The sequence below is a fragment of the Deinococcus deserti VCD115 genome, from assembly GCF_000020685.1.
GTDB classification, from domain to species: Bacteria; Deinococcota; Deinococci; order Deinococcales; family Deinococcaceae; genus Deinococcus; species Deinococcus deserti.
In genome coordinates this window covers 2362974-2382474 of the sequence record NC_012526.1, presented here as the reverse complement: position 1 = coordinate 2382474, position 19501 = coordinate 2362974, and the positions used below count along the sequence as shown (strand labels likewise).

The window sequence follows — 19501 nt, the reverse complement described above, 5'->3', positions numbered from 1 at the left end:
GGTGCGTTACCCTGGGCGGGTCCGTGCCGTCCAGCGTGGCGGCGTGGCCGGGTGGGGACGGCAGGCGACATCCCTCTCCAGGTCCGTTCTGTGAGACGCACCCCCACCCGACAGGAGTACACATGCGGAAGTTCTATACCTCGGAGTCGGTCTCAGAAGGGCACCCGGACAAGCTCGCGGACTTTATCTCGGATTCCATCCTGGATGAATTCCTGCGCCAGGAACCCACCAGTCGGGTGGCGGTCGAGACGCTGGTGACCACCGGCATGGCGGTGGTGGCCGGTGAGGTCCGGGCCATCACGGCGCACGTGGACGTGCAGAAGACGGTGCGTGACGCGGTCATGAAAGTCGGCTACACCCGCGCCAACTACGGCTTTGATGCCGAGTACAGCGCGGTGCTGGTCAGCATTCACGAGCAGTCCCCCGAAATTGCCGAAGGGGTGGACCACTCCGAGGAATGGCGCGGCATGAGCGAGGCCGAGCGTGCCCTGCCCGAGAATGCCTACAGCCTGGTGGGAGCGGGCGACCAGGGCCTGATGTTCGGGTACGCCACCGACGAGACCCCGGAACTGATGCCACTGCCGATCTCGCTGGCGCATCAGCTCACCCGCCGCCTGGCGGAACTGCGCAAGAACGGCACGCTGCCCTACCTGCGACCCGACGCCAAGGCTCAGGTGACCGTAGTACGTGACGGCGACGTGCATGATGCCAGCGAGACGCTCGTGGACACCATCGTGATCAGCACCCAGCACGGGGAGGACGTGACCCAGGAGCAGATCCGTCAGGACATGCTCAAGCACGTGATCCAGGCGGTCATTCCGGCCGAGTACCTGACCCCCGACACCAAGTACTTCATCAACCCCAGCGGCCGTTTCGTGATTGGTGGGCCACACGGAGACACCGGCCTGACCGGGCGCAAGATCATCGTGGATACCTACGGCGGCGCAGTGCCGCACGGGGGCGGGGCTTTTTCCGGGAAGGACCCGACCAAGGTGGACCGCTCGGCAGCGTACTACGCCCGTTACATTGCCAAAAACATTGTGGCAGCCGGGCTCGCGCGCCGCGCACTGGTTGAGGTGGCCTACGCCATCGGCCGGGCGCATCCGGTGAGCCTGCGGGTAGATACCTACGGCACCGGCACTGTGAGTGACGAGCGACTGGCCCAGCTGGTGGAAGCCCATTTCGACGCCCGTCCTCAGGCGATCATTGCGCAGCTGGACCTGCAACGGCCCATCTACGCGCAGACTGCTGCCTACGGACACTTCGGGCGCCCCGAGTTCCCCTGGGAGCAGACCGACCGGGCCGAGGCGCTGCGGCAGGCCGCACAAGGCTAAAGAGTCTCTGTGAAGGAGGCAGGGGCTGATTGGCCCCTGCCCCTTCGTGTTTTGCCTGATGCGGGCGCTTGCCTGAATGTTCCAAGGGTGAGCCTGAATATCAGCCCAGGGCCAGACGGGCTTGCCCTGGACTCAAGCAGGCCAGTTCATATCAGACGCTGCGGGTGGCCTCGCGTTCGGCATACACGTCGGCAAATTTCAGCTTCAGGGCGCTGGCGCTGGCACGCGGCACCATCTCGCTGATGTCCCCGCCGTAGCTGGCGATCTCGCGCACCATTGAGCTGCTGACAAAGCTCCAGCGGGTGGCTGCCATGATGAACACCGTCTCGACCTCACCGATCTGCCGGTTGAGGTGCGCGATCTGCAGCTCGTATTCGTAGTCCGATACGGCACGCAGGCCGCGGATGATGATCCCCTTGTGCTCCTGGGCCATGTAGTCCACCAGCAGGCCCCCGAAACTGTCCACGCTGACGTTAGGCAGGTGAGAGGTCGCGTCGCGCAGAATCTGCAGGCGTTCCTCCAGGGTAAACAGGTAGCGGCCCTGTTTGCGGGCATTGTGCATGACCGTCATCGTCACGTGGTCGAACATCTTCGCGGCGCGTGTCAGCACGTCCATGTGTCCACTGGTGATCGGGTCAAATGATCCGGGGAAAACGACGTTCATTCGTCGTTCACCTTATCGTGTCCGGCGTCCTCTGGGGCGTGGGGCGCCTCAGTGGGCCGGTGGTAGAGGCTCAGGACATTGCTGCCGTACTTGCGGACCTCCAGGTCAAAGTCCGGGTGCTCGGGCAGGCGCAGGCGGTCGGGATGCTGGCAGATCAGGAGGCCGCCCGGACGCACCACGCCGCTGTCCAGGAGCTTGAGGGTGACTGCGGGAATGTCCACGTCGTACGGCGGGTCGCTGAAGACCAGATCGAAACTGCCCAACCGGGGCAGCAGGCTCATCGCGTCTGCGCGCAGTACCCGGGCCTGCAGGCCAAGCGTCCGGGCGTTGTGCTCCAGGGCACGCACGGCGCGGGCGTCCTTTTCCACCAGGGTCACGCTGTATCCCCGGCTGGCAGCCTCCAGCCCCACGGCGCCGCTGCCACCGTGCAGGTCCAGGAAGTTCGGAAAGCGGCCTACCGGCGCGCGCGCCGCGAGCAGATCAAACAGGCTTTTGCGAATGCGGGCGCCGCTGGGCCGGGCGCTGTCGGGAACCTGCAGGGTGCGGCCCTTGGCGCTGCCGCCCAGGATACGCAGGCTCATGGTGTCGGCCTCTGTGGGATCAGCGGCCAGGAAAGGCAAGTCAAGAAAAGCACCTCATCGCCTTCAGGGTAACAATGCTCCGTCGGCAGATACAAAAGGCCGGGCAGCCCCGAAGCCTGTCAGGGCCCCAGGAGCCAGCAGCCAGTCGTCCCCTGCGCGGTGTGCCTGCCCGGCCTGAACCAGGCGGTTGAGTTCGGCCTCGACCCGCTGCGACACCCGGCGCAGCGGCATGGCCCCGGCGCCCTCGACGCCCCGCCAGGTCAGGAAGGCGCGGTGAAAGGCCGGCAGGTTCTCCAGGCCAACCCGGGTTTCCAGGCTTCGCCAGCTCAGCTCGGGGGCAGTCATGGACCTTAGTTGTAGCGCGCCTCCGCTGGCCCCGGGCCTTACAATGTCCTCATGACCGATCCGCTGCCTCCGGAGCCCCCGGCCAATGAGCAGGCGCTGCCCCCGGACCTCTCGCGCCAGCTTGAAGCGCTGGGAGGGCAGCTGGTGTGGCGGATCGGCAAGGACGAAGTCAGCGAAGACGTGATTGTGCGCCTGGGCTTCGCTTCGGCCACGCCACGCTTTGCTCATCTGCCCCGGCTGCGCAGCGCCGGCGACCAGGAACTGCAGGCGGCCCTGGAGGGCGGACGTGTGGTAATCGAGTGGGTGGACTAGCCGCGTGATTCTTGACGCCCGGCAGAGCTTTACCCTGGCGTATCCAGGGCCCTATGCCCAGTCCCTCGCCTTTGTCCAGGACCCGGCCGTAGCCCTGGCACAGGTGCGTTTCCTGCGAGGCCTTCAGGCGGACGCGCAGGGCGTACGGGGGGAACTGGTGGTCACCGTGCCGATTCTGGGGGAGGTGGACCTCCCCTTTGTCAGCCGGCTGCAGCTGACTGCCGACGGGGCGGCTCTGGTCCCGCAGCAGCTTGCAGGCGAACGCGCCTGGGTAGAGGTCAGTGGCCAGGCCAGGGCCGGGGAAGACGGCACCCTACACTTCGACTTTGAATTCCGTGCCCACCTGGCTGTACCAGAAGCAGAAGGCTGGGGAGGCGCAGCCTTCGAGAAGATGGTGGGTGCTGCCGCCGGGCGGACGCTGGAACGCGTTGCCCGTGAACTGCCGGACAGTGTCGCTCGGGCGATTCCGGCAGTGTGAACTCCAGCAGCGTGTCTGGGGGCGTGCCTGGGGCTACCGATGTGAAGTCAGCCTGCAGATGGGTTGAATGTGTTTATGGGTTTTCGGGCACAGCTCTGTCCGTTCAGTTCACATCATGGGCCCCAATCCTGACTGCTGGCCCTGCGCTCTTCCTCAGGGACCAAAACTGTGCGCCGCCAGTTCTACCTGCGGCGCACTTTGATTTGCCCGATTTGTCTCAGCTGGTCAGTTCTTCAGGGAAATCCAGCGTCCTGGCGTCGCTCCACAGCCCTTCCAGGTCGTAGTATTCGCGCGCGTCCTTGGTCATGATGTGCACCACGATGCCACCGCCGAATGCCAGCAGCAGCCAGCGTTCGCTGGGTCCTTCCACACTGGGACGGGGCAGACCAGTGGCCTGGGCTTTTTCCCGGATATTTTCCTGCACGGCGTTGAGCTGCAGACCGGCGCTGGCGGTGCAGATCACGAAGTATTCCAGCGTGCTGCTGACGTCGGTCAGGTCTAGCACCGTCACGTCCTCGGCGCGGCGTTCACGGGCGGCGTCCACGATGGCGCGCAACTGTTGCTGAATGGTCTGATCGGTCATGGTGTCTCCAGGGTCTGAGAGGGGGCGTCTGAGGGGGCTGTCGGCAACTGTGCCGGTGAGATCTGGGAAGGAGTGGTCTGGGGCGGTGCTTCGGGCGTGATCTGGGCCCCGGACGCTGAGGGAGAAGCAGCCAGTTTGCCTAAGGCTGCCAGAGACTGGCGCGCGTCCATGCCCAGCAGAATACCCACCTGTCCACTTCGAACGGGAAAACGTTCACCTTGCAGCCTTGGCAGTTGCAGCGCGTCGGCGAGGAGGTTCGCTTCATCCACGGCGTCTGTCGTAAACACCTGGCTGGGCTCCCGGCTGGCTGGCGCAGATTCCACTTCGACCTTCTCGTATCCCAGCGCCTGCAGGGCGCGGGCCAGTGCCGGCCCCAGAGTCGCTCCGCTGGCGTCCACCACCTTAAGAGTAACGTCGGGCGCCTGACGGGGAGTGCTGGTCTGAACGGGGGTGTCTCCCCACAGTTTCGAAAGCCGCTCACGGTCGACGGCCAGGTTGAAAGTACCAGGAATCGGTTCGGTGGGCAGCGTGGCAAACGAGAGCTTCATCTGCCCCAGGTAGGGCTGCAAGGTGGCCAGGAGGCCTGGGTCCAGATTGGTTTCAACGCCGTCCCCGATCCCGCCCAGGATGGTCGGCAGGGCTGCAAGTCCCTGGGGAGAGCGGAGCCGGGCCGCCAGTTGGGTCAACGCCTGCTTCTGATGGTCCATACGGCCGTAATCGTCCCCGAAGCCCTTACGGACCCGCAGGAACAGTACCCCGGTCTTTCCGTCCAGGTGATGCTCGCCAGGAGAAAGCTTGAGATCTACGCCAGCCGCCTGATCCACCCACTCGATGCCTCCTTCCGGCACCGTTACATCCAGGCCACCCAGCGCGTTGATCACTCGCTCGACATAGTCGGTGCGAACAATCACGTAAGAGTCCACCCGCTCCCCGGTGATGGTCTCGGCGGCGCGCAGGAGGCCTTCGGGACCATGCAGGTAATACTGCATATTGACCTTCTGCTGCCCTTTGCCGCGTGAGGGATCGTAGGGGCCCACATTGGTGTCGCGGGGAATGCTCAGCACCTTGACCTGGGTGCCGTTGACCTTGACCAGCATCAGGGTATCGGTGTTGGGCGGCTGAGTGAGACCAGTGCGCTGGTTCTGATCCTTGCACGGCTGGCGGTAATAGCAGTACACGATGTCACGTCCGGCAAGAAGTACCGTGAACTCCGGCGCAGCGCGACTTGGACCGTTTGTGACCGTGCCGCCCGCACCACTGACCAGCGCCAGCCCCCCCAAGGTCATGGCGGCGACACTCAGCCCGAAAGCCTGTGCGGCGCGCAGCAGCGCCAGTGAGGGGGATCGGGATGATGTGGGCGTAGCCCTCCGGCTCACGGTTGGGCCGGACCACGCGGCGTGGCATCCGGCTGTGCGGAAGACGATTCGGGCGTGTTGGATTGAGAAGAAAGTTCAGAAGACGGCTTGGGCATGATGGAGGTTTTGCTCTCCTGCTGAATGCAGGGCAGTGCATAATAGGCCTGTAGCGTCCTTGGATGCACCTGAATGCCCCTGCCCTGCAGATAGGTGACTTTGGACACAATGGCCCGCTCCAGGGCGCCAGTCAGGTCGTGTGCCGCCAGCTCTCGGATATCGGCGTTGACGCCGCGTCCGGGTTCTGACACGTCGGCAATATAGACACACGCCGCGACGTCGTTGCCGCCGCGTGGCCCGGTGGTGTGATCCTCGACCGCTTCCAGGACCACCGGATCGTGATAGCCCCACCGGGTCAGCAACGTGCGGGCTGCGCGCCCGTGCAGCGCCAGTGGATGTGCCGAATCGATGTCGCACTCAGGTGGGGCCAGCCGCAGCAGCTCAGCGTCCGGCAGGTCCCGGGCAATGTCATGCAGGATGCCCGCGGCGTAGGCACGTTCAGGGTCTGCCCCATTAGACAGCGCAATATGGCGCGCGAGTTCTGCCACGCGCAGGACATGTTCAAAGCGACGTGGACGAACCATCAGACGGACCCTGTCTTCCCACACCAGCCAGTCCAGCAGGCCTTGTTCAGGAGACAGAACCTCGGTCATCACGCGCTTATGTGGCCGCTGCTCCACATCATAAACAGAGTATACGCTCATGCCTGGGCTGGCCGTCTGATCCGTCACTTATGAAATGACAGTCTCGCTTCAGGGCGTCGTGGGGCGGGCAGGGGGCGATTCCGGGACCGTGGGAGTCTCGCGCACGGGTGGGGCTTGTGGCGTCCCGGGCGGTGCGGCAGGGGGGCTGACCGCCACGACGGTCAGGCGCACTGTGACCTCTTCCAGGGCCTGAGCCCCGGCGGGCAGGCGCAGGGTGACCGGCGCAGTGTAGGTGCCGGGGCGGTAGGTGACCGTTCCAGCCACTTCGCGCAGGCGTGAAAGCAACTCTGGAGCCGCGACCAGCCGGACACTACTGGGCTGCATGCTTGACGACGTAATTTTCAGGCCTGCCGGTGGTGGGTTGAGCGTAATGGGCAGACTTTTGACCGGTACTTCGCCAGTGTCCAGGCGGCGGACCGTGACTGTAGACGGCTGCATCATCAGACCCTGCACCGGTCGTCCCTGAGCATCCAGGGCAATCAGGGGGAGTTCCCGTTCAGTCCCGGCAGGAATCACCCAGGGACTGGTCACCACCTTACTGACGATCCCCACTACCCGGCCGGGGCCACTCACACTTGCCTCTGCTGGAGAGACGGTGTAGCGGGGCAGGCTGGATTCCGGGGGGGTGGCCACACCCAGGGTCACCGGCAGGGTGCGGGTCAGCTGGGTATCCACGAAGCCCTGGACCTTGTCCGGGTCCTGGCGGGTCACTGAGGTGCCGGTGGGGGCCGAGATCTTTACCGGCCGCGTGAAGCTGCCTTCAGGGACCCCTGTCACGTCAACGGTTGCCTCAATGTTCTTGGCATTCAACTGCCGCAGCCGCTCTGGCCGCCCGGACAGCGTGACGCGGACAGTGGCAGGATTCAGGGCACTGGTCGCGCGGGTGCCGCGCCCGCCAGTGGTATCGCGGACGGTGACAGGCACGTCGTAGCCTTGCTCGACATTGGCCCGCCGTTCTGCGGTGGCCACCAGCCACAGCGCCACCGAGATCACTATGGCCAGCAGTTTTTGCGGCAGGTTATGCAGGGCGCGGGTTGTGAAGTAGCGGGGTTCCAGCCAACGCTGCAGCCGGGCCCAGCGCACCTCGGGTCCTGCGGGGCCCCTCACGCGCGCTCCCGGGGCTGGGCTTCCGTGGAAGCCGGGCTGGACGACTCTGGTCCGGTGGCCGCTGCGGTGTCGTCCGGTGTCCGGTCTACGCGGCGGTTCACCGGAACCTGACGGTCATAGACCAGGGTACGCAGCTGCTCGCGCAGCTCTGTGCCGTTGAGGTCGGGTCCCAGCTGTCCGGCCAGTGCGATGCGCATGCTGCCGCGCTCCTCGCTGACCACCAGCACCACGGCGTCGGTCAGTTCAGACAGGCCGATGGCCGCACGATGACGCGTGCCGTAGCGGCGGTAGGTGCCGTCACTCGACTGCAGCGGAAAGAGACATCCGGCAGCCACGACGCGCGAGCTCTGCAGAATCACGCCGCCGTCATGCAGGGGAGCGTTGCGGGCAAACAGCGCCTCAAGAAACGGCACGCTGACCACTGCGTCGAGCCTCACTCCTGTCGCGGCGTATTCGCCCAGAGGGGTCTTGCGCTCAATGGCAATCAGCGCCCCGGTCTTGCGTTCGGCGAGACGTTCCATGGCGCGTGCCAGATCCTGCAGCACCACACCGCCCTCGGCGACATCCCGCCCGCGTGGGCGCCCCACCCGTTCCAGGGCGGCGCGCAGTTCGGGCTGAAACAGCACCACCAGCGCAAACAGACCAACCGTGCCGGCCCGGCTGAGCAGATAACTCAGGGTGGTCAGGCCCATGACCTCGGCGATCAGCCAGACCCCTGCAAACACCAGGATGCCGCGCAGCACGTTCACCGCCCGGGTACCGACCACCAGCAGGTAGCCCTGGTACACCAGAAACGCGACCAGGATCATGTCCAGAACATCCTGGACATTGACCTGACCGAACGGTGTGAGCATGGGGCGGAAACGACTCCTTTCAGTGCAGCAAGACGGAAAAACGGATTGACGCGCGCCCACTATACGGTCTGCAGGCTGACCAACCGTTAAACTTGCCTCCTTACACTGCGCATAAGGAGGATGACATGCAGATTCGTTTTCTGGGCCAGAGTGCTTTCCTGCTGCAGGCCGGTGATCACCGCGTGCTGATCGACCCTTTTCTTCAGGGCAACCCCCTGTGCCCCGTAACCCTGGAAGAGGCGCTGTCGTGGAAGGTGGACGCCGTGCTGATCAGCCACGCGCATGGGGACCACTGGGGCAATGCCCTGGACTTCGGCCGCGCCGGCGTGCCGGTCATCGGGACAGCTGAAATCGGTGGGTATGCCCAGCAGCACGGAGCGGCCCAGGCGGTGGGCATGAACATCGGCGGCACCTACCGCGCCGAGTGGGGCAGCGTGACGCTGACGCCGGCGTGGCACAGCAGTTCGTTTCCGGACGGCACCTACGGCGGCATGCCCACCGGTCTGGTGGTCGAGATGGGCGGCAAGCGCCTCTACCACGCGGGCGACACCTGCCTGTTCAGCGACATGCGCCTGATCGGTGACCGGGGCCTGGACGCCGCAATACTGCCTATCGGCGACCACTACACCATGGGACCGGAGGAAGCCGCCCGCTGCCTGGAACTGCTGCGCCCCCGGGTGGCCATTCCGATGCATTACGCGACCTTTCCGCCCCTGACCGGGGACCCCCAGGTCTTCGCCCGTGAGGGCCAGGCCTTTGGGGCCGATGTGCGCGTCCTCAACCCAGGCGACACCACCGAACTGTAAGCAGCAAGAAATGGACCCAGGGAAAGCTCCCGGGTCCATTTCTTGCTGCCATACGAAGAGGCAGATGCTTCAGCGTTCGTTGGTCACCAGGTCAGTCTCTGCGGATGTGCTGGTCTGGTTGGGTGTGGGATCAGGAAACTGCGGGTTGGCCTTTCGACCGGCGTCATGCGGGTGGGTCCGGGCATCGACATGGATTTCCTGTTTCGGACGCACCTTGTAGCGGGTCGTGCGGGCCGGAATCCCCATGGCGATACCGTGCGGCGGAATGTCTCCGCGCAGCAGGGCGTGGGTGGCCAGCATGGCGTCATCACTGACCACGCTGCCAGCCAGGATGGTGCTGTGGTACGTGATGCGCGCGCCGCGCCCGATCACGGTCCGGCGCAGCGTCACGTCCGGGCCGTCGAGCACGCTGTGGGTGTGGCTGTACACGTTCACGTAGTCGCTGATGCTCGCCCCGTCGTGCAGCTCGATGCCCCCGATATCGTCCAGCAGGACATGGCGGTGCACGACGACATCGTCTCCGACCTCCATGTTGTACCCGACGCTGAATTCCACGTTCTGCCAGCACTTGAAGTTGCGCCCCACCCGCTTGAAGATCCGCTCGGCCAGCAACCGGCGCACCGGAATGCCGGTCACCGGATTCTGGCCCATAGGCGTCATGTCGAGGCTTTTCCACAGCCACAGCAGAGGCTTGACAGCCGCAAACTTCTCGGCGTCGGTGGCCATGTAGTACTCGGCCTCAAACGTGACGTTGCGGGGGTCGAGGTTCAGGGCTGCCAGCGGCGCGTCGGCCAGCAGGTCGGGGTAGCTGCGGGCATACATGATCTGGGCCAGCAGGTCGCGGGTCAGCACGTGGCGGTCCGTGGCGGGATCGAGGAGCCGGGCCTCGAGGTCCTGCAGGAACTCGCTGAAGGTCGCCTGCGCGCCCGTGTCAATGTGTACAGGCTTGAGCCACGTCATAGGTGCCACTTTAGCCTAATACTGTAAAAAATAAAGCGACATGATTGGACGTGCTGCGCCGGACTGTCCCTTCCGTGCACGAAACGCTAAGGTCCGTCGCGCTCTGCGCGGGTAGGCTGGAGGACATATGCTCGTCTCTGACCGCGTGCAGGACCTTCTTTCCCGTGAACGGGTGTTGCTGAGCGACGTGCAGGCCTTCCTGGAGGTGCATGGAGCTCCGCCCGAGGCGCTGGAGCACGCCCGCACGGCGGCGCGCGCCCTGGATGAAACCTTCCTGCTGGTCGTGGTCGGGGAGTTCAACGCCGGCAAGAGCAGCTTCGTCAACGCCCTGCTGGGAGCCCAGGTGCTGCCCGAGGGTGTCACGCCCACCACCGACCGTATCTACGTGCTGGTGCACGGCGAGCAGCCCGGACAGATGGAGCCCACGCGTGATCCCTTTGTCAGCCGCCTCACCTATCCGCTGCCCAGCCTCGAAGGGGTGGCGCTGGTGGACACACCCGGCACCAATGCGATCATCCGCCAGCATCAGGCGCTCACCGAAGGTTTTCTGCCCCGGGCGGATCTGGTGCTGTTCCTGACGAGCGCCGACCGGCCCTTTACCGAGTCCGAGCGGCAGTTCCTGTCTCTGGCCGCACGCTGGGGGCGGCAGGTCATCATGGTGGTCAACAAGGCCGACCTCCTGGAGACCACCGAGCAGAAGTCACAGGTCCGTGAGTTCGTCGAAAATGGCGCGCGGGGCGTACTGGGGCTGACCCCACCGGTGCTGTTGATCAGTGCGCGCGGTGAGCAGCGCGGCGGCGACCCGGGGTTCCTCGCTTTGCGTGAAATCCTGAAGATGCGGCTCTCGGAAACCGAGCGCACCCGGCTGAAGCTGGCCAATCCGCTCGCCACGACCGGCGAACTGCTCAGTGGCGAGGAAGCGCGTGCAGACGCCGCCCGGCGCACCCTGACCGAGGACCTGGGGGTGTTGCGCGACCTTGAAGCCCAGCGCGAACATCACCGCGAAACCATGCTGGGGGAACTGGACGGGCAGCTCAACCGGATAGGGCGGCTGCTGAGCGAATTCGAGGTGCGGGCCGACCGCTTTATCGACGACAAACTGCGTTTTTCCAACCTGCGCGGCCTGATCAACAGCCGTGTCATTGAAGACGAGTTCAGGCGTGAGGCCGTCGGTGACCTGCCGGAAGCCATTGACCGGCAGTTCGGCAACATGATCGACCGCTTCGTGGAGGCCAACCTGCACTTCTGGGAGGATGTCCAGGCGTTCCTGATCCGCCGCCAGCCCAGCAACGAGGTGGCCCGCACCCGCTTTTCCTATGACCGGGGTGCGCTGCTGGAGGGCATTGCCGGCTCGGCGCGCGACCATCTGGAAAACACCACCCAGCAGGAACTCGGCCGACAGCTTTCCCGTGACGCTGAGGACGCCATGAAGGGTGCAGTAGGCGGCCTGGCCGGGGGAATTGGCATCGGGGCCGGAGTCGGCGCATTGATCGGGGCCTCGGCGCTGGACTTCACCGGCGGCATCCTGGCTGGCCTGACGCTGGGCAGCCTGGGGCTGTTCGTGCTGCCCAACAAACGCCTGCAGGCCCACCGGCAGCTGCGTCAGAAGGTCAGTGACCTGCGCTCTGCCCTGGAACAGATCGTGCGGCGCGAATACGAACGCGAGCAGGAACGCGCCGACGCACGCTTACGGGATGCGATCAGCCCCTACACCCGCTTTACCGAGCAGGAGCAGGTGCGTCTGGCCGCCGCCCAGACCCGCGCCGCCGAACTGCGCGCCCGGCTGGAGTCCTTGCAGGCGGATGTCAAGGCCCTGGGCTGAAGCAGCGCCGGGAGCCTGCTTCCGGCTCAACCCATCAGTTCAGCTTCCTGCACGATATCCAGTACCCGCTGACGGATGCTCGCTTCCTCGCGCAGGTAGCGCTGGGCGCTCATCTGTACGCCGATGGCCGCCACCACGCCGTCGGCATGGTAATAGGGAACACCCAGCGTGCACTGCCCGGGAATCCATTCCTCGATGCTGTAGGCGTATCCCAGCCGCTTGACCCGCGCAACTTCGGTGCGCCATTCATCCATGGTCGTAATGCTGCTCTGGGTGCAGGCCACGAAACTGCGCGGCTGCAGGTCCAGGTGGGCATACAGAATCTTGCCACTGGAGGTCGCCGTGGCTGGCAGGTAAATGTCCAATGGCATGTCAATGTCGGCGTCGGGATGACGTTCGCGGATGGCAGCGACAATGTTCTCGCCTTCCAGAACGCACAGGAAGGCCACCGACTGCACTTCCAGCGCCAGCCGGGTGATCAGCGCGCGGGCCTCGGGAAACCACGGCAGTGCGGCTGTCAGCTGCGCGCCCATTTCCGCCAGATGCCATGAGAGCCGGTATTTTCCGGCTGGCGTCCGCCGCAGAAACCCCGCTTCGGTCAGACCAGCCAGATACGCATGCGCAGTGGCGCGGGGGACCTGCAGATGGGCGGCCAGGGCCCGAACACCCCATTCGGGTTGTTCGGCACTGAAGGCACCAAGGATATTTGCGGCCTTTTGCAGGGACAGCACGTGTCCAGCTTAACCAGACGAGCAGGGAAAGTACACCGCCCGTCTACCCATCTCAGGTTCAGGCCTGCGTCAGAACCGCATGAACCGTGTAGCCCAGCGTCTGTGCGGTGTGGGCAGTGACCTGTCCTTCCTCACTGTCTGGCAGGGCCAGGAGATTCACTGTCTCTACCCTTTGACTGCGCAGCAGGATGTCGAGGCCACTGCTGTTAAAGGCGTCAGGCGAGGTGGCGCGTACCCGCAGGTCGCCGGCTTCGGCCCGCAGATCAGGATGGATGACCCAGCCACGGGAGAAGGTTTCGCCCGAGCTGCCCGGGGGGCCGTCCCACTGGACGAACACAATCAGATGACCGGCTTCACGCGCGGCCTGGAGCTGGGTCTGCCAGACCCGCGACAGTACTGGCTCGTCCGGCTGCTCTTCCAGATAATGTCGCTGCGCGTTCAGGAGCACGAGTGCTGTGGCCTTCCGGTTCATGGCCCCGATGATAGCCGGGCTGGGCGATGGTGCGCCGCACGAGCAGGCGGCCCGGGTGGAGCTCCACCCGGGCCGCCTGCAGAGAGACTTGGCCTTACTCCTTGACCGTCATGATGCTCAGACCCGCGTCGACATAGACCGTCTGCCCGGTCACGCCGGTGCCCAGGTCCGAAAGCAGGAACAGAGCCAGTTTGCCGACCTCTTCAGGGGTGGCGTTGCGGCCAAACGCTGCGTTGCGCGCGCCTTTGTCGTACAGCCCGCCGAAGCCCGGGATGCTGCGGGCCGCGATGGTGCGCATGGGGCCGGCGCTGATGGTGTTGACGCGGATCTCGCGCTCGCCGAAGTCGGCGGCCAGGTAGCGTGTGGCCGCTTCCAGCGCCGCTTTGGCCACGCCCATCACGTTGTACTTGGGTACGACCTGCTGCGAGGCGTGGTAGGTCAGGCTTACGATGCTCGATCCGTCGCGCAGCAGAGGCTCTGCATGACGTGCCGCCGACACCAGCGTGTAGGCACTGACGGTCAGGGCGGTGTTCCAGTCTTCTGGTGTGGTGTCGAGGAAGCGGCCCTCCATAGCGCTGCGCGGAGCAAAAGCAATCGAGTGCACCAGGATGTCCAGTTGCCCGAATTCCTCTTTCACGCGGGCGAAGAGGGCCGTCATCTCGTCCTCGTTGGTGGCGTCAGCCTGCTGGATCCAGGTGTTTTCGTACCCCGCCGTCAGCTTCTGCAGTTCGCCCTGCAGCCGCTCGCCCTGGTAAGAAAAGCCCACGCGGGCTCCGGCCTTCAGCAGCTGCTCGGCAATGGCCCAACCCAGGCTGCGGGAATTGGCCACGCCCATCACCAGGGCCGTCTTGCTGGAAAGGTCAACGCTCACACTCATGACCGTGACTCTAGCAGCGTGAGCCGCCGGATGGCTGAAGCCGGTGCAAGCTGCCGGGCCGCATTCTGTATCCCTTCACTGCGCCCCTCATGCCGAACAGTCAGAATCGGGGAAGACATGAGCGCCGATACTGAAATCCTGATGCTGCTCCGCGCTCCTCATCTTCTGGCGCCGCACGCTTTTACCACGCGCGCAGGCGGGGTGTCGACTGGTGTTTTTGGTGCCTCACACCGCAATCTGAGCCAAGGTGGCCTGAATCTCGACGACCGTGAAGACGATGCTCAGGCTGTCATGGAAAACCGGCGGCGCCTTGGGGCGGCCCTGGGCTTTTCCCCGGAGTCCTACGCCCGCCTGACCCAGGTACACGGCACCGACGTGATCACCGCCCAGGGTCCGGGTCTGTGGACCGGCGACGCGCTGGTCACGGACAGAAGCGGTGTGCTGCTGACCATCGGTACCGCAGACTGCTACCCGATTCTGTTTGAAGACCCGCACGCCGGAGTTATTGGGGCGGCCCATGCCGGCTGGAAGGGCACGCTGGGGCGCATTGCCGCGTATACCGTGCAGGCCATGACACGGCTGGGCGCTGTCCCGGAACGCCTGAAGGTCGCCGTAGGCCCCGGCATCTGCGGAGCACGGTACGAGGTCAGCCCGGAACTGGCAGGGCAATTTCAGAAGGCTGGTCTGGGCCACGCAGTCGTGCTGAACAATGGGAGGGTGCACCTTGATCTCGCCGCGGCCAACCTCAGCGTACTGCGTGAGGCGGGCGTCCCCGAAGGCAACGTATGGCTCAGCGGACGCTGCTCGACTGAAGAGGACTTCTACTCCTACCGCCGCGACGCAGGCCGCACCGGGCGAATGTGGGCCGTGATCGGGCGCAGGCTGCCCGCAGAGGTGCAGGCATGAGCCTGCTCCGCCCCGACGACGTGATTGACCACATCACGCAGATCACCCCTGAATTCCTGGAGGTGCGCGGGCTGCGGGGGCTGCTGCTGGACCTGGACAACACTCTGGTGCCTTACGGCAGCTACGACGAGGTTCACGACATGATGCGCTGGGCCAGCGAACTGCGTCAGGCTGGTATCCGCCTGTACCTGCTCAGCAATGCCACGGGCCGGCGTGCGGCCTTCTGGCTGGACAAGCTGGGATTTGCAGGAGTCGGCATGGCTGGCAAACCCAGCCCCCGTGCTTACCGGCGGGCGGTGGCAGAGCTGCAACTGCCGCCCACCGAGGTCGGCATGGTGGGCGACCAGCTCTTCACCGACGTGCTGGGCGGAAACCTCTGCGGCCTGCATACCGTGCTGGTGCGTCCCCTGATCAGCAACGCCCTTCCGCACACCCGCGCGGCCCGCACCCTGGAGCGCGCCGTCCTGAGACGGTATGGCCATGACTGGAATCCCTGACTCCGCCTTCGGCCCGCTGGGCTTCACGATGACGTATCCCGTACTCTTACCGCTCATTCACATGGAGGAACAGCATGGCTCTTTCAATTGGTGACCGTCGCCTCGGTGCCATTCTGCTCGAACAGGGGTACGTCAACGATACCGACCTGCAAAAAGTTCTGGTGCGGCATTCCGAGGTTGGTGGCCGTCTCGCGGACGTTCTGATCGACACAGGTGTAGTAGGCGAAAAACGTATCGCACGCGCCCTTGAGGAAGCTCTGGGTCTGCCGCTGGTCAACCTGCTGGTCGTCACGCCTGATCCCGAAGCCCTGCGCATGATTCGGGCGCAGACGTCCCTGACGCATCAGGCGTTTCCATTTGCTGTGGAGGGCGGCACGTTGCGGGTGGCCCTCGTGGACCCGCTGTCAAGCCTGGCCATCGAGTCACTGGAAGACGACAGCAACCTCAACATCGAGCCCTACCAGGCCATGCGTGACCAGATTCTGTGGGCCATTGCCACCTACTATCCCGAGCTGAACCTGACAGCGGTTTCGCCGGATGATCTGCCCGAGTCAGGCAACAGCGGTGGAGGCATGCTGGGCCAGCGCCTGGTTGCACGTGGGCTGATCACGGACCTGCAGTTGCAGCAGGCGCTGGACGCCCAGCAGCAGACCGGCGAGCCACTCGGAATCACCCTGGTGGCCCAGAAGGCCATCACAGAAAAGCAGCTGTATGAGACCCTGGCTGATCAGATTGGGGTGCCGTTTATCAATGACACCAGTGCCTTCAGTCCGACAGAGGATGTGCTGGGCAGCATGCTGCGGGCAGACGCCCTGCGCCTGAATGCCGTGCCGGTGGATGAAACCGCGCAGGGTGTGACGATCGTAACCAGCGACTCCCGCAAGCGCGAGGACATCGAGGCCCTGGTGGGCCGCAGTGTTCAACTGGTTCTGGCCCGCCCCGCCGACGTGGACGCGCTGATCGAGCGTTTCTACCCACAGCGTGGGCGGCTGGGCGAGCAGATGGTCCAGCAGGGCCTGCTCTCGCGTGCGCAGCTGCGTGAGGCGCTCAACGTGCAGTCGCGCGAGGGCAAGGTCAAGCCGCTGGGGGAGGTGATCCTGGAGCTTGGGTTTGCCAGTACTGATGAAATTCATAGTGCTCTGCAGAAACAGAATTCCGGGGGCGGGCGTCTGGAAGATACCCTGGTGCAGTCGGGCAAACTCAGTCCGGAAATGCTGGCGCGCTCACTGGCTGCGCAGCTCGGCTACGAGTTTCTCGACCCGGTCCAGAACCCACCGGACGCCGGCGTGGCTTCTCTGATTCCTGAACCTACCGCGCGGCGCTATGGCGTGATCCCGGTGCGTTTCCAGGGCGAATCGCTGGTCGTGGCCATGAAGGACCCCCGCAACGTGTTTGCGCTCGACGACCTGAAGCTCATTACGGGTCGTGACGTGATTCCAGCGGTCATGGCCGAAAAGGACATCACCCGCCTGATCGAGCGGTACTACGGCAACCGCGACATGGCCGACCTGAACCAGAAACTGGTGCAGGAATCCAACAAGCGCGAACGGGAAGCCAAGCGCAATGATGATATGGACCTATCGGCTGGCCTGGACGACAACGCCGTGGTCCGCGTCGTGGACAACCTGATCCGTGAAGCGGCGCTACAGGAAGCCAGCGACATTCACATCGAGCCCACCGAGACCTCGCTGCGTGTACGCTACCGGGTAGATGGAGTGCTGCGTGAGCAGCCGGAACTGCCCAAAGGCAGCTCACAGAGCATCCTGGCGCGTATCAAAATCATGGGCAACCTTGACATCTCCGAACGGCGGGTGCCGCAGGACGGCCGCGTGCGGTTCAAGAAAGGCAGCATCGATATCGATCTGCGTCTGTCCACCCTGCCCACGGTGTACGGGGAGAAAGCTGTGATGCGTCTGCTGCAGAAGGCCAGCAACATTCCCGAGGTCGAGAACCTGGGGTTTTCCGCGTACAACATGCAGCGCTACCTGGACGTGATCGAGAAGCCCAACGGCATCTTCCTGGTGACTGGTCCGACCGGCTCGGGCAAGTCCTTTACCAGCTTCAGCACCCTGAAACGCATTGCCCGCCCCGAGAAAAACACCACCACCATCGAGGATCCGGTCGAATACGAGATTCCGGGCATCGTGCAGTCACAGGTCAACCCGGTGGCGGGCCTGACCTTCGCCCGCGCGCTGCGCGCCTTCCTGCGTCAGGACCCCGACATCATCTTCGTGGGGGAAATCCGTGACGGCGAGACGGCCAAGATTGCTGTGGAAGCGGCGCTGACCGGCCACCTGGTCTTGGCCACGCTGCACACCAACGACGCTCCTGGCGCGATTACCCGCCTGGAGGAGATGGGGGTGGAGCACTTCAACATCGGTGCGTCTGTGGTCGGGGTGCTTGCCCAGCGTCTGGTGCGCCGAGTATGCCCGGAATGCAAGGCTCCCACCAACGCTGATCCGGACGTTTTGCGGCGCCTGGGCATCACCGAGGACGACATTCTGGGCGCGCAACTTATGCGTGGAGCCGGCTGCAACCGCTGTGGTGGGACAGGCTACAAAGGCCGGACCGGGATTCACGAACTGATGGTGATTGACGACCCAATCCGCCGCGCGATCGGTGGAGGCAAGAACGCTTCCGAGATCCGCGACGTGGCCACCAAATTCAGCGGCATGAAAACCCTTCGTCAGGACGGGATCGACAAAGCCCTCTACGGGATTACCACCTTAGAAGAAGTTCTGGCCGTCACCAGCAGCTAAGCCCTCCGCCCCCTCCCGCCCTACTGAAGAGGTTCGCCTATGACACATGCGTCTGTAGACATCACCGATATCCTGCGTTTTGCCGCTGAAAAGGGCGCGTCCGACGTGATCCTGACCGTCGGCCTGCCACCACAGTTCAAGCTGCACGGGGTGTACGATTCTCAAGGCTTTGAGGTATTACCCCCCACCGAGACCCGCAAGCTGATGTACTCGATGATGAATGAGAAGCAGCAGCGAATCTTCGAGGAGAAGCGCGAGCTGGACTTTTCGTTCGCCCTGGGCGAGAAGGCGCGCTTTCGTGTGAACGCCTTTATGCAGCGCGGCAATGTGGGCGGTGTAATGCGTCTGATTCCCACCAAGATCAAGAGTGCCCAGGAAATGGGACTGCCCCAGCAGGTGATCGACATCGCCAACTCGCCGCGTGGTCTGGTGCTGGTCACCGGGCCCACGGGTTCGGGCAAAAGCACCACGCTCGCGGCTATGATCGACTACATCAACGCCACCAAGAAAATGCACATCATGACCATCGAGGATCCCATCGAGTTCATGCACACGCACAAGCAGAGCATCATCAACCAGCGTGAAGTAGGGAGCGACACCATGGACTTCGAGGCAGCGCTGCGCGCGGTGCTGCGTCAGGCCCCCGATGTGATTCTGGTGGGCGAAATGCGTGACTACGAGACCATCAAGGCAGCCGTTACCGCCGCCGAAACCGGACACCTGGTGATGGGCACGCTGCACACCAACTCGGCACCTGAGTCCATTGACCGTATCGTGGACGTGTTCCCCGAAGAGCAGCAGGAGCAGATCCGGGTGCAGCTGGCCAACAACCTCGTCGCAGTCATGACCCAGCAGCTGCTGCCACGCCTGGACGGTGCTGGGCGCATCCTGGCCTATGAACTGCTGATTGCCAACCCGGCCGTGCGGGCGCTGATCCGCGAAGGCAAGACCTACCAGATCACCAGCGTGATGCAGACCGGGGCGCGTGAGGGCATGGTGACCATGGACGCCTTCCTGGCCAACCTGTACCGGCGCCGAATGATCAGCTTCGACGTGGGCAGTGAGCGTGCCGTGGATGCCAAGGAGTTTGCCCGAATGGCCAACGACCCTAATGCTGGCACCGGAGCGGCTGCCAGCCTCGGTGTCCCTGGCGGCACCGGACCCGGCGCGTTTGCACCAGCAGCGCCCGCAGCGACTTCGGGAGCGGCTGCTGGCCGGGGCGCAGAGACGGGGAGGGGTAGTGCACCAGCCACCCCTGCTGGCAGCAGCAACCCATTTGGCCGCCGCTGAGCTGAGA

At 64.5% G+C, this 19501-nt stretch carries 21 protein-coding genes; 9 read left to right on the top strand and 12 right to left on the bottom strand.

Going from position 1 to position 19501, the window contains the following annotated elements; genetic code table 11:
• The first annotated feature begins 122 nt into the window (after positions 1-122).
• Positions 123-1334 (top strand): methionine adenosyltransferase, encoded by a 1212-nt coding sequence (gene metK / locus DEIDE_RS11345; RefSeq protein WP_012694102.1) that lies wholly within the window; start codon positions 123-125, stop codon positions 1332-1334.
• Positions 1335-1485: 151 nt separating this feature from the next.
• Here the strand turns inward: metK and coaD are convergent, their stop codons facing one another.
• The 3 genes from coaD to DEIDE_RS11330 form a co-directional block, all read right to left on the bottom strand.
• The gene (coaD, locus tag DEIDE_RS11340) at positions 1486-1998 is read right to left on the bottom strand and encodes a pantetheine-phosphate adenylyltransferase (protein WP_012694101.1); all 513 of its coding nucleotides are present in this window, start codon (positions 1996-1998) and stop codon (positions 1486-1488) included.
• On the bottom strand, positions 1995-2579 hold the full coding sequence (locus DEIDE_RS11335) for an RsmD family RNA methyltransferase (RefSeq protein WP_041227599.1): 585 nt from the start codon (positions 2577-2579) through the stop codon (positions 1995-1997). The genes coaD and DEIDE_RS11335 overlap by 4 nt, the downstream gene beginning before the upstream one ends.
• Before the next feature lie 63 nt (positions 2580-2642).
• Positions 2643-2924, bottom strand: a complete 282-nt coding sequence (locus tag DEIDE_RS11330) for a hypothetical protein (protein ID WP_012694099.1) — start codon at positions 2922-2924, stop codon at positions 2643-2645.
• A 51-nt stretch (positions 2925-2975) separates the two neighbouring features.
• Between DEIDE_RS11330 and DEIDE_RS11325 the strand changes: the two genes are divergently transcribed.
• Positions 2976-3236 carry a DUF3248 domain-containing protein gene (locus DEIDE_RS11325; RefSeq protein ID WP_012694098.1) on the top strand — a complete coding sequence of 87 codons (261 nt, stop codon included), beginning with the start codon at positions 2976-2978 and terminating at the stop codon, positions 3234-3236.
• Between the two features lie 4 nt (positions 3237-3240).
• Entirely contained in the window at positions 3241-3714 is a 474-nt protein-coding gene (locus DEIDE_RS11320) for a DUF3809 domain-containing protein (protein WP_012694097.1), read from the top strand.
• 217 nt (positions 3715-3931) lie between these two features.
• Here DEIDE_RS11320 and rsfS read toward each other — a convergent pair whose 3' ends face one another.
• The 5 genes from rsfS to cdaA all read right to left on the bottom strand — a co-directional run bounded on the left by rsfS (position 3932) and on the right by cdaA (position 8374).
• Positions 3932-4297 carry a ribosome silencing factor gene (rsfS, locus tag DEIDE_RS11315; RefSeq protein WP_012694096.1) on the bottom strand — a complete coding sequence of 122 codons (366 nt, stop codon included), beginning with the start codon at positions 4295-4297 and terminating at the stop codon, positions 3932-3934.
• Positions 4294-5673: an LCP family protein gene (locus tag DEIDE_RS11310; protein WP_012694095.1), complete on the bottom strand. Its 1380-nt coding sequence runs from the start codon at positions 5671-5673 to the stop codon at positions 4294-4296. Before DEIDE_RS11310 ends, rsfS begins: the two co-directional genes overlap by 4 nt.
• The gene (gene yqeK / locus DEIDE_RS11305; protein ID WP_041227598.1) at positions 5670-6293 is read right to left on the bottom strand and encodes a bis(5'-nucleosyl)-tetraphosphatase (symmetrical) YqeK; all 624 of its coding nucleotides are present in this window, start codon (positions 6291-6293) and stop codon (positions 5670-5672) included. The genes DEIDE_RS11310 and yqeK overlap by 4 nt, the downstream gene beginning before the upstream one ends.
• Positions 6294-6461: 168 nt before the next feature.
• Positions 6462-7520: a CdaR family protein gene (locus tag DEIDE_RS11300; RefSeq protein WP_242402912.1), complete on the bottom strand. Its 1059-nt coding sequence runs from the start codon at positions 7518-7520 to the stop codon at positions 6462-6464.
• Positions 7517-8374: a diadenylate cyclase CdaA gene (cdaA, locus tag DEIDE_RS11295; protein WP_012694092.1), complete on the bottom strand. Its 858-nt coding sequence runs from the start codon at positions 8372-8374 to the stop codon at positions 7517-7519. The genes DEIDE_RS11300 and cdaA overlap by 4 nt, the downstream gene beginning before the upstream one ends.
• Before the next feature lie 125 nt (positions 8375-8499).
• Between cdaA and DEIDE_RS11290 the strand changes: the two genes are divergently transcribed.
• Positions 8500-9180 carry a metal-dependent hydrolase gene (locus DEIDE_RS11290; RefSeq protein ID WP_012694091.1) on the top strand — a complete coding sequence of 227 codons (681 nt, stop codon included), beginning with the start codon at positions 8500-8502 and terminating at the stop codon, positions 9178-9180.
• Between the two features lie 69 nt (positions 9181-9249).
• Here DEIDE_RS11290 and DEIDE_RS11285 read toward each other — a convergent pair whose 3' ends face one another.
• A complete protein-coding gene (locus DEIDE_RS11285; protein ID WP_012694090.1) occupies positions 9250-10140 on the bottom strand; it encodes an acyltransferase in 891 nt (296 codons plus the stop codon).
• A gap of 127 nt (positions 10141-10267) precedes the next feature.
• On the opposite strand from DEIDE_RS11285, the gene DEIDE_RS11280 reads away from it, so the two are divergent.
• On the top strand, positions 10268-11962 hold the full coding sequence (locus DEIDE_RS11280) for a dynamin family protein (protein ID WP_012694089.1): 1695 nt from the start codon (positions 10268-10270) through the stop codon (positions 11960-11962).
• A gap of 26 nt (positions 11963-11988) precedes the next feature.
• Here DEIDE_RS11280 and DEIDE_RS11275 read toward each other — a convergent pair whose 3' ends face one another.
• The 3 genes from DEIDE_RS11275 to DEIDE_RS11265 all read right to left on the bottom strand — a co-directional run bounded on the left by DEIDE_RS11275 (position 11989) and on the right by DEIDE_RS11265 (position 14042).
• A complete protein-coding gene (locus DEIDE_RS11275; RefSeq protein WP_012694088.1) occupies positions 11989-12693 on the bottom strand; it encodes an IclR family transcriptional regulator in 705 nt (234 codons plus the stop codon).
• 58 nt (positions 12694-12751) lie between these two features.
• Positions 12752-13165, bottom strand: coding sequence for an isochorismatase family protein (locus tag DEIDE_RS11270; RefSeq protein WP_012694087.1), 414 nt, complete (start codon positions 13163-13165; stop codon positions 12752-12754).
• Between the two features lie 94 nt (positions 13166-13259).
• On the bottom strand, positions 13260-14042 hold the full coding sequence (locus DEIDE_RS11265; RefSeq protein ID WP_012694086.1) for an enoyl-ACP reductase FabI: 783 nt from the start codon (positions 14040-14042) through the stop codon (positions 13260-13262).
• Between the two features lie 117 nt (positions 14043-14159).
• On the opposite strand from DEIDE_RS11265, the gene pgeF reads away from it, so the two are divergent.
• The 4 genes from pgeF (at position 14160) to DEIDE_RS11245 (ending at position 19494) form a co-directional block, all read left to right on the top strand.
• The gene (pgeF, locus tag DEIDE_RS11260; RefSeq protein WP_012694085.1) at positions 14160-14948 is read left to right on the top strand and encodes a peptidoglycan editing factor PgeF; all 789 of its coding nucleotides are present in this window, start codon (positions 14160-14162) and stop codon (positions 14946-14948) included.
• On the top strand, positions 14945-15445 hold the full coding sequence (locus DEIDE_RS11255; protein WP_012694084.1) for a YqeG family HAD IIIA-type phosphatase: 501 nt from the start codon (positions 14945-14947) through the stop codon (positions 15443-15445). Before pgeF ends, DEIDE_RS11255 begins: the two co-directional genes overlap by 4 nt.
• Positions 15446-15519: 74 nt before the next feature.
• On the top strand, positions 15520-18204 hold the full coding sequence (locus tag DEIDE_RS11250; protein WP_012694083.1) for an ATPase, T2SS/T4P/T4SS family: 2685 nt from the start codon (positions 15520-15522) through the stop codon (positions 18202-18204).
• 39 nt (positions 18205-18243) lie between these two features.
• A complete protein-coding gene (locus tag DEIDE_RS11245; protein ID WP_012694082.1) occupies positions 18244-19494 on the top strand; it encodes a type IV pilus twitching motility protein PilT in 1251 nt (416 codons plus the stop codon).
• Positions 19495-19501: the final 7 nt, after the last annotated feature.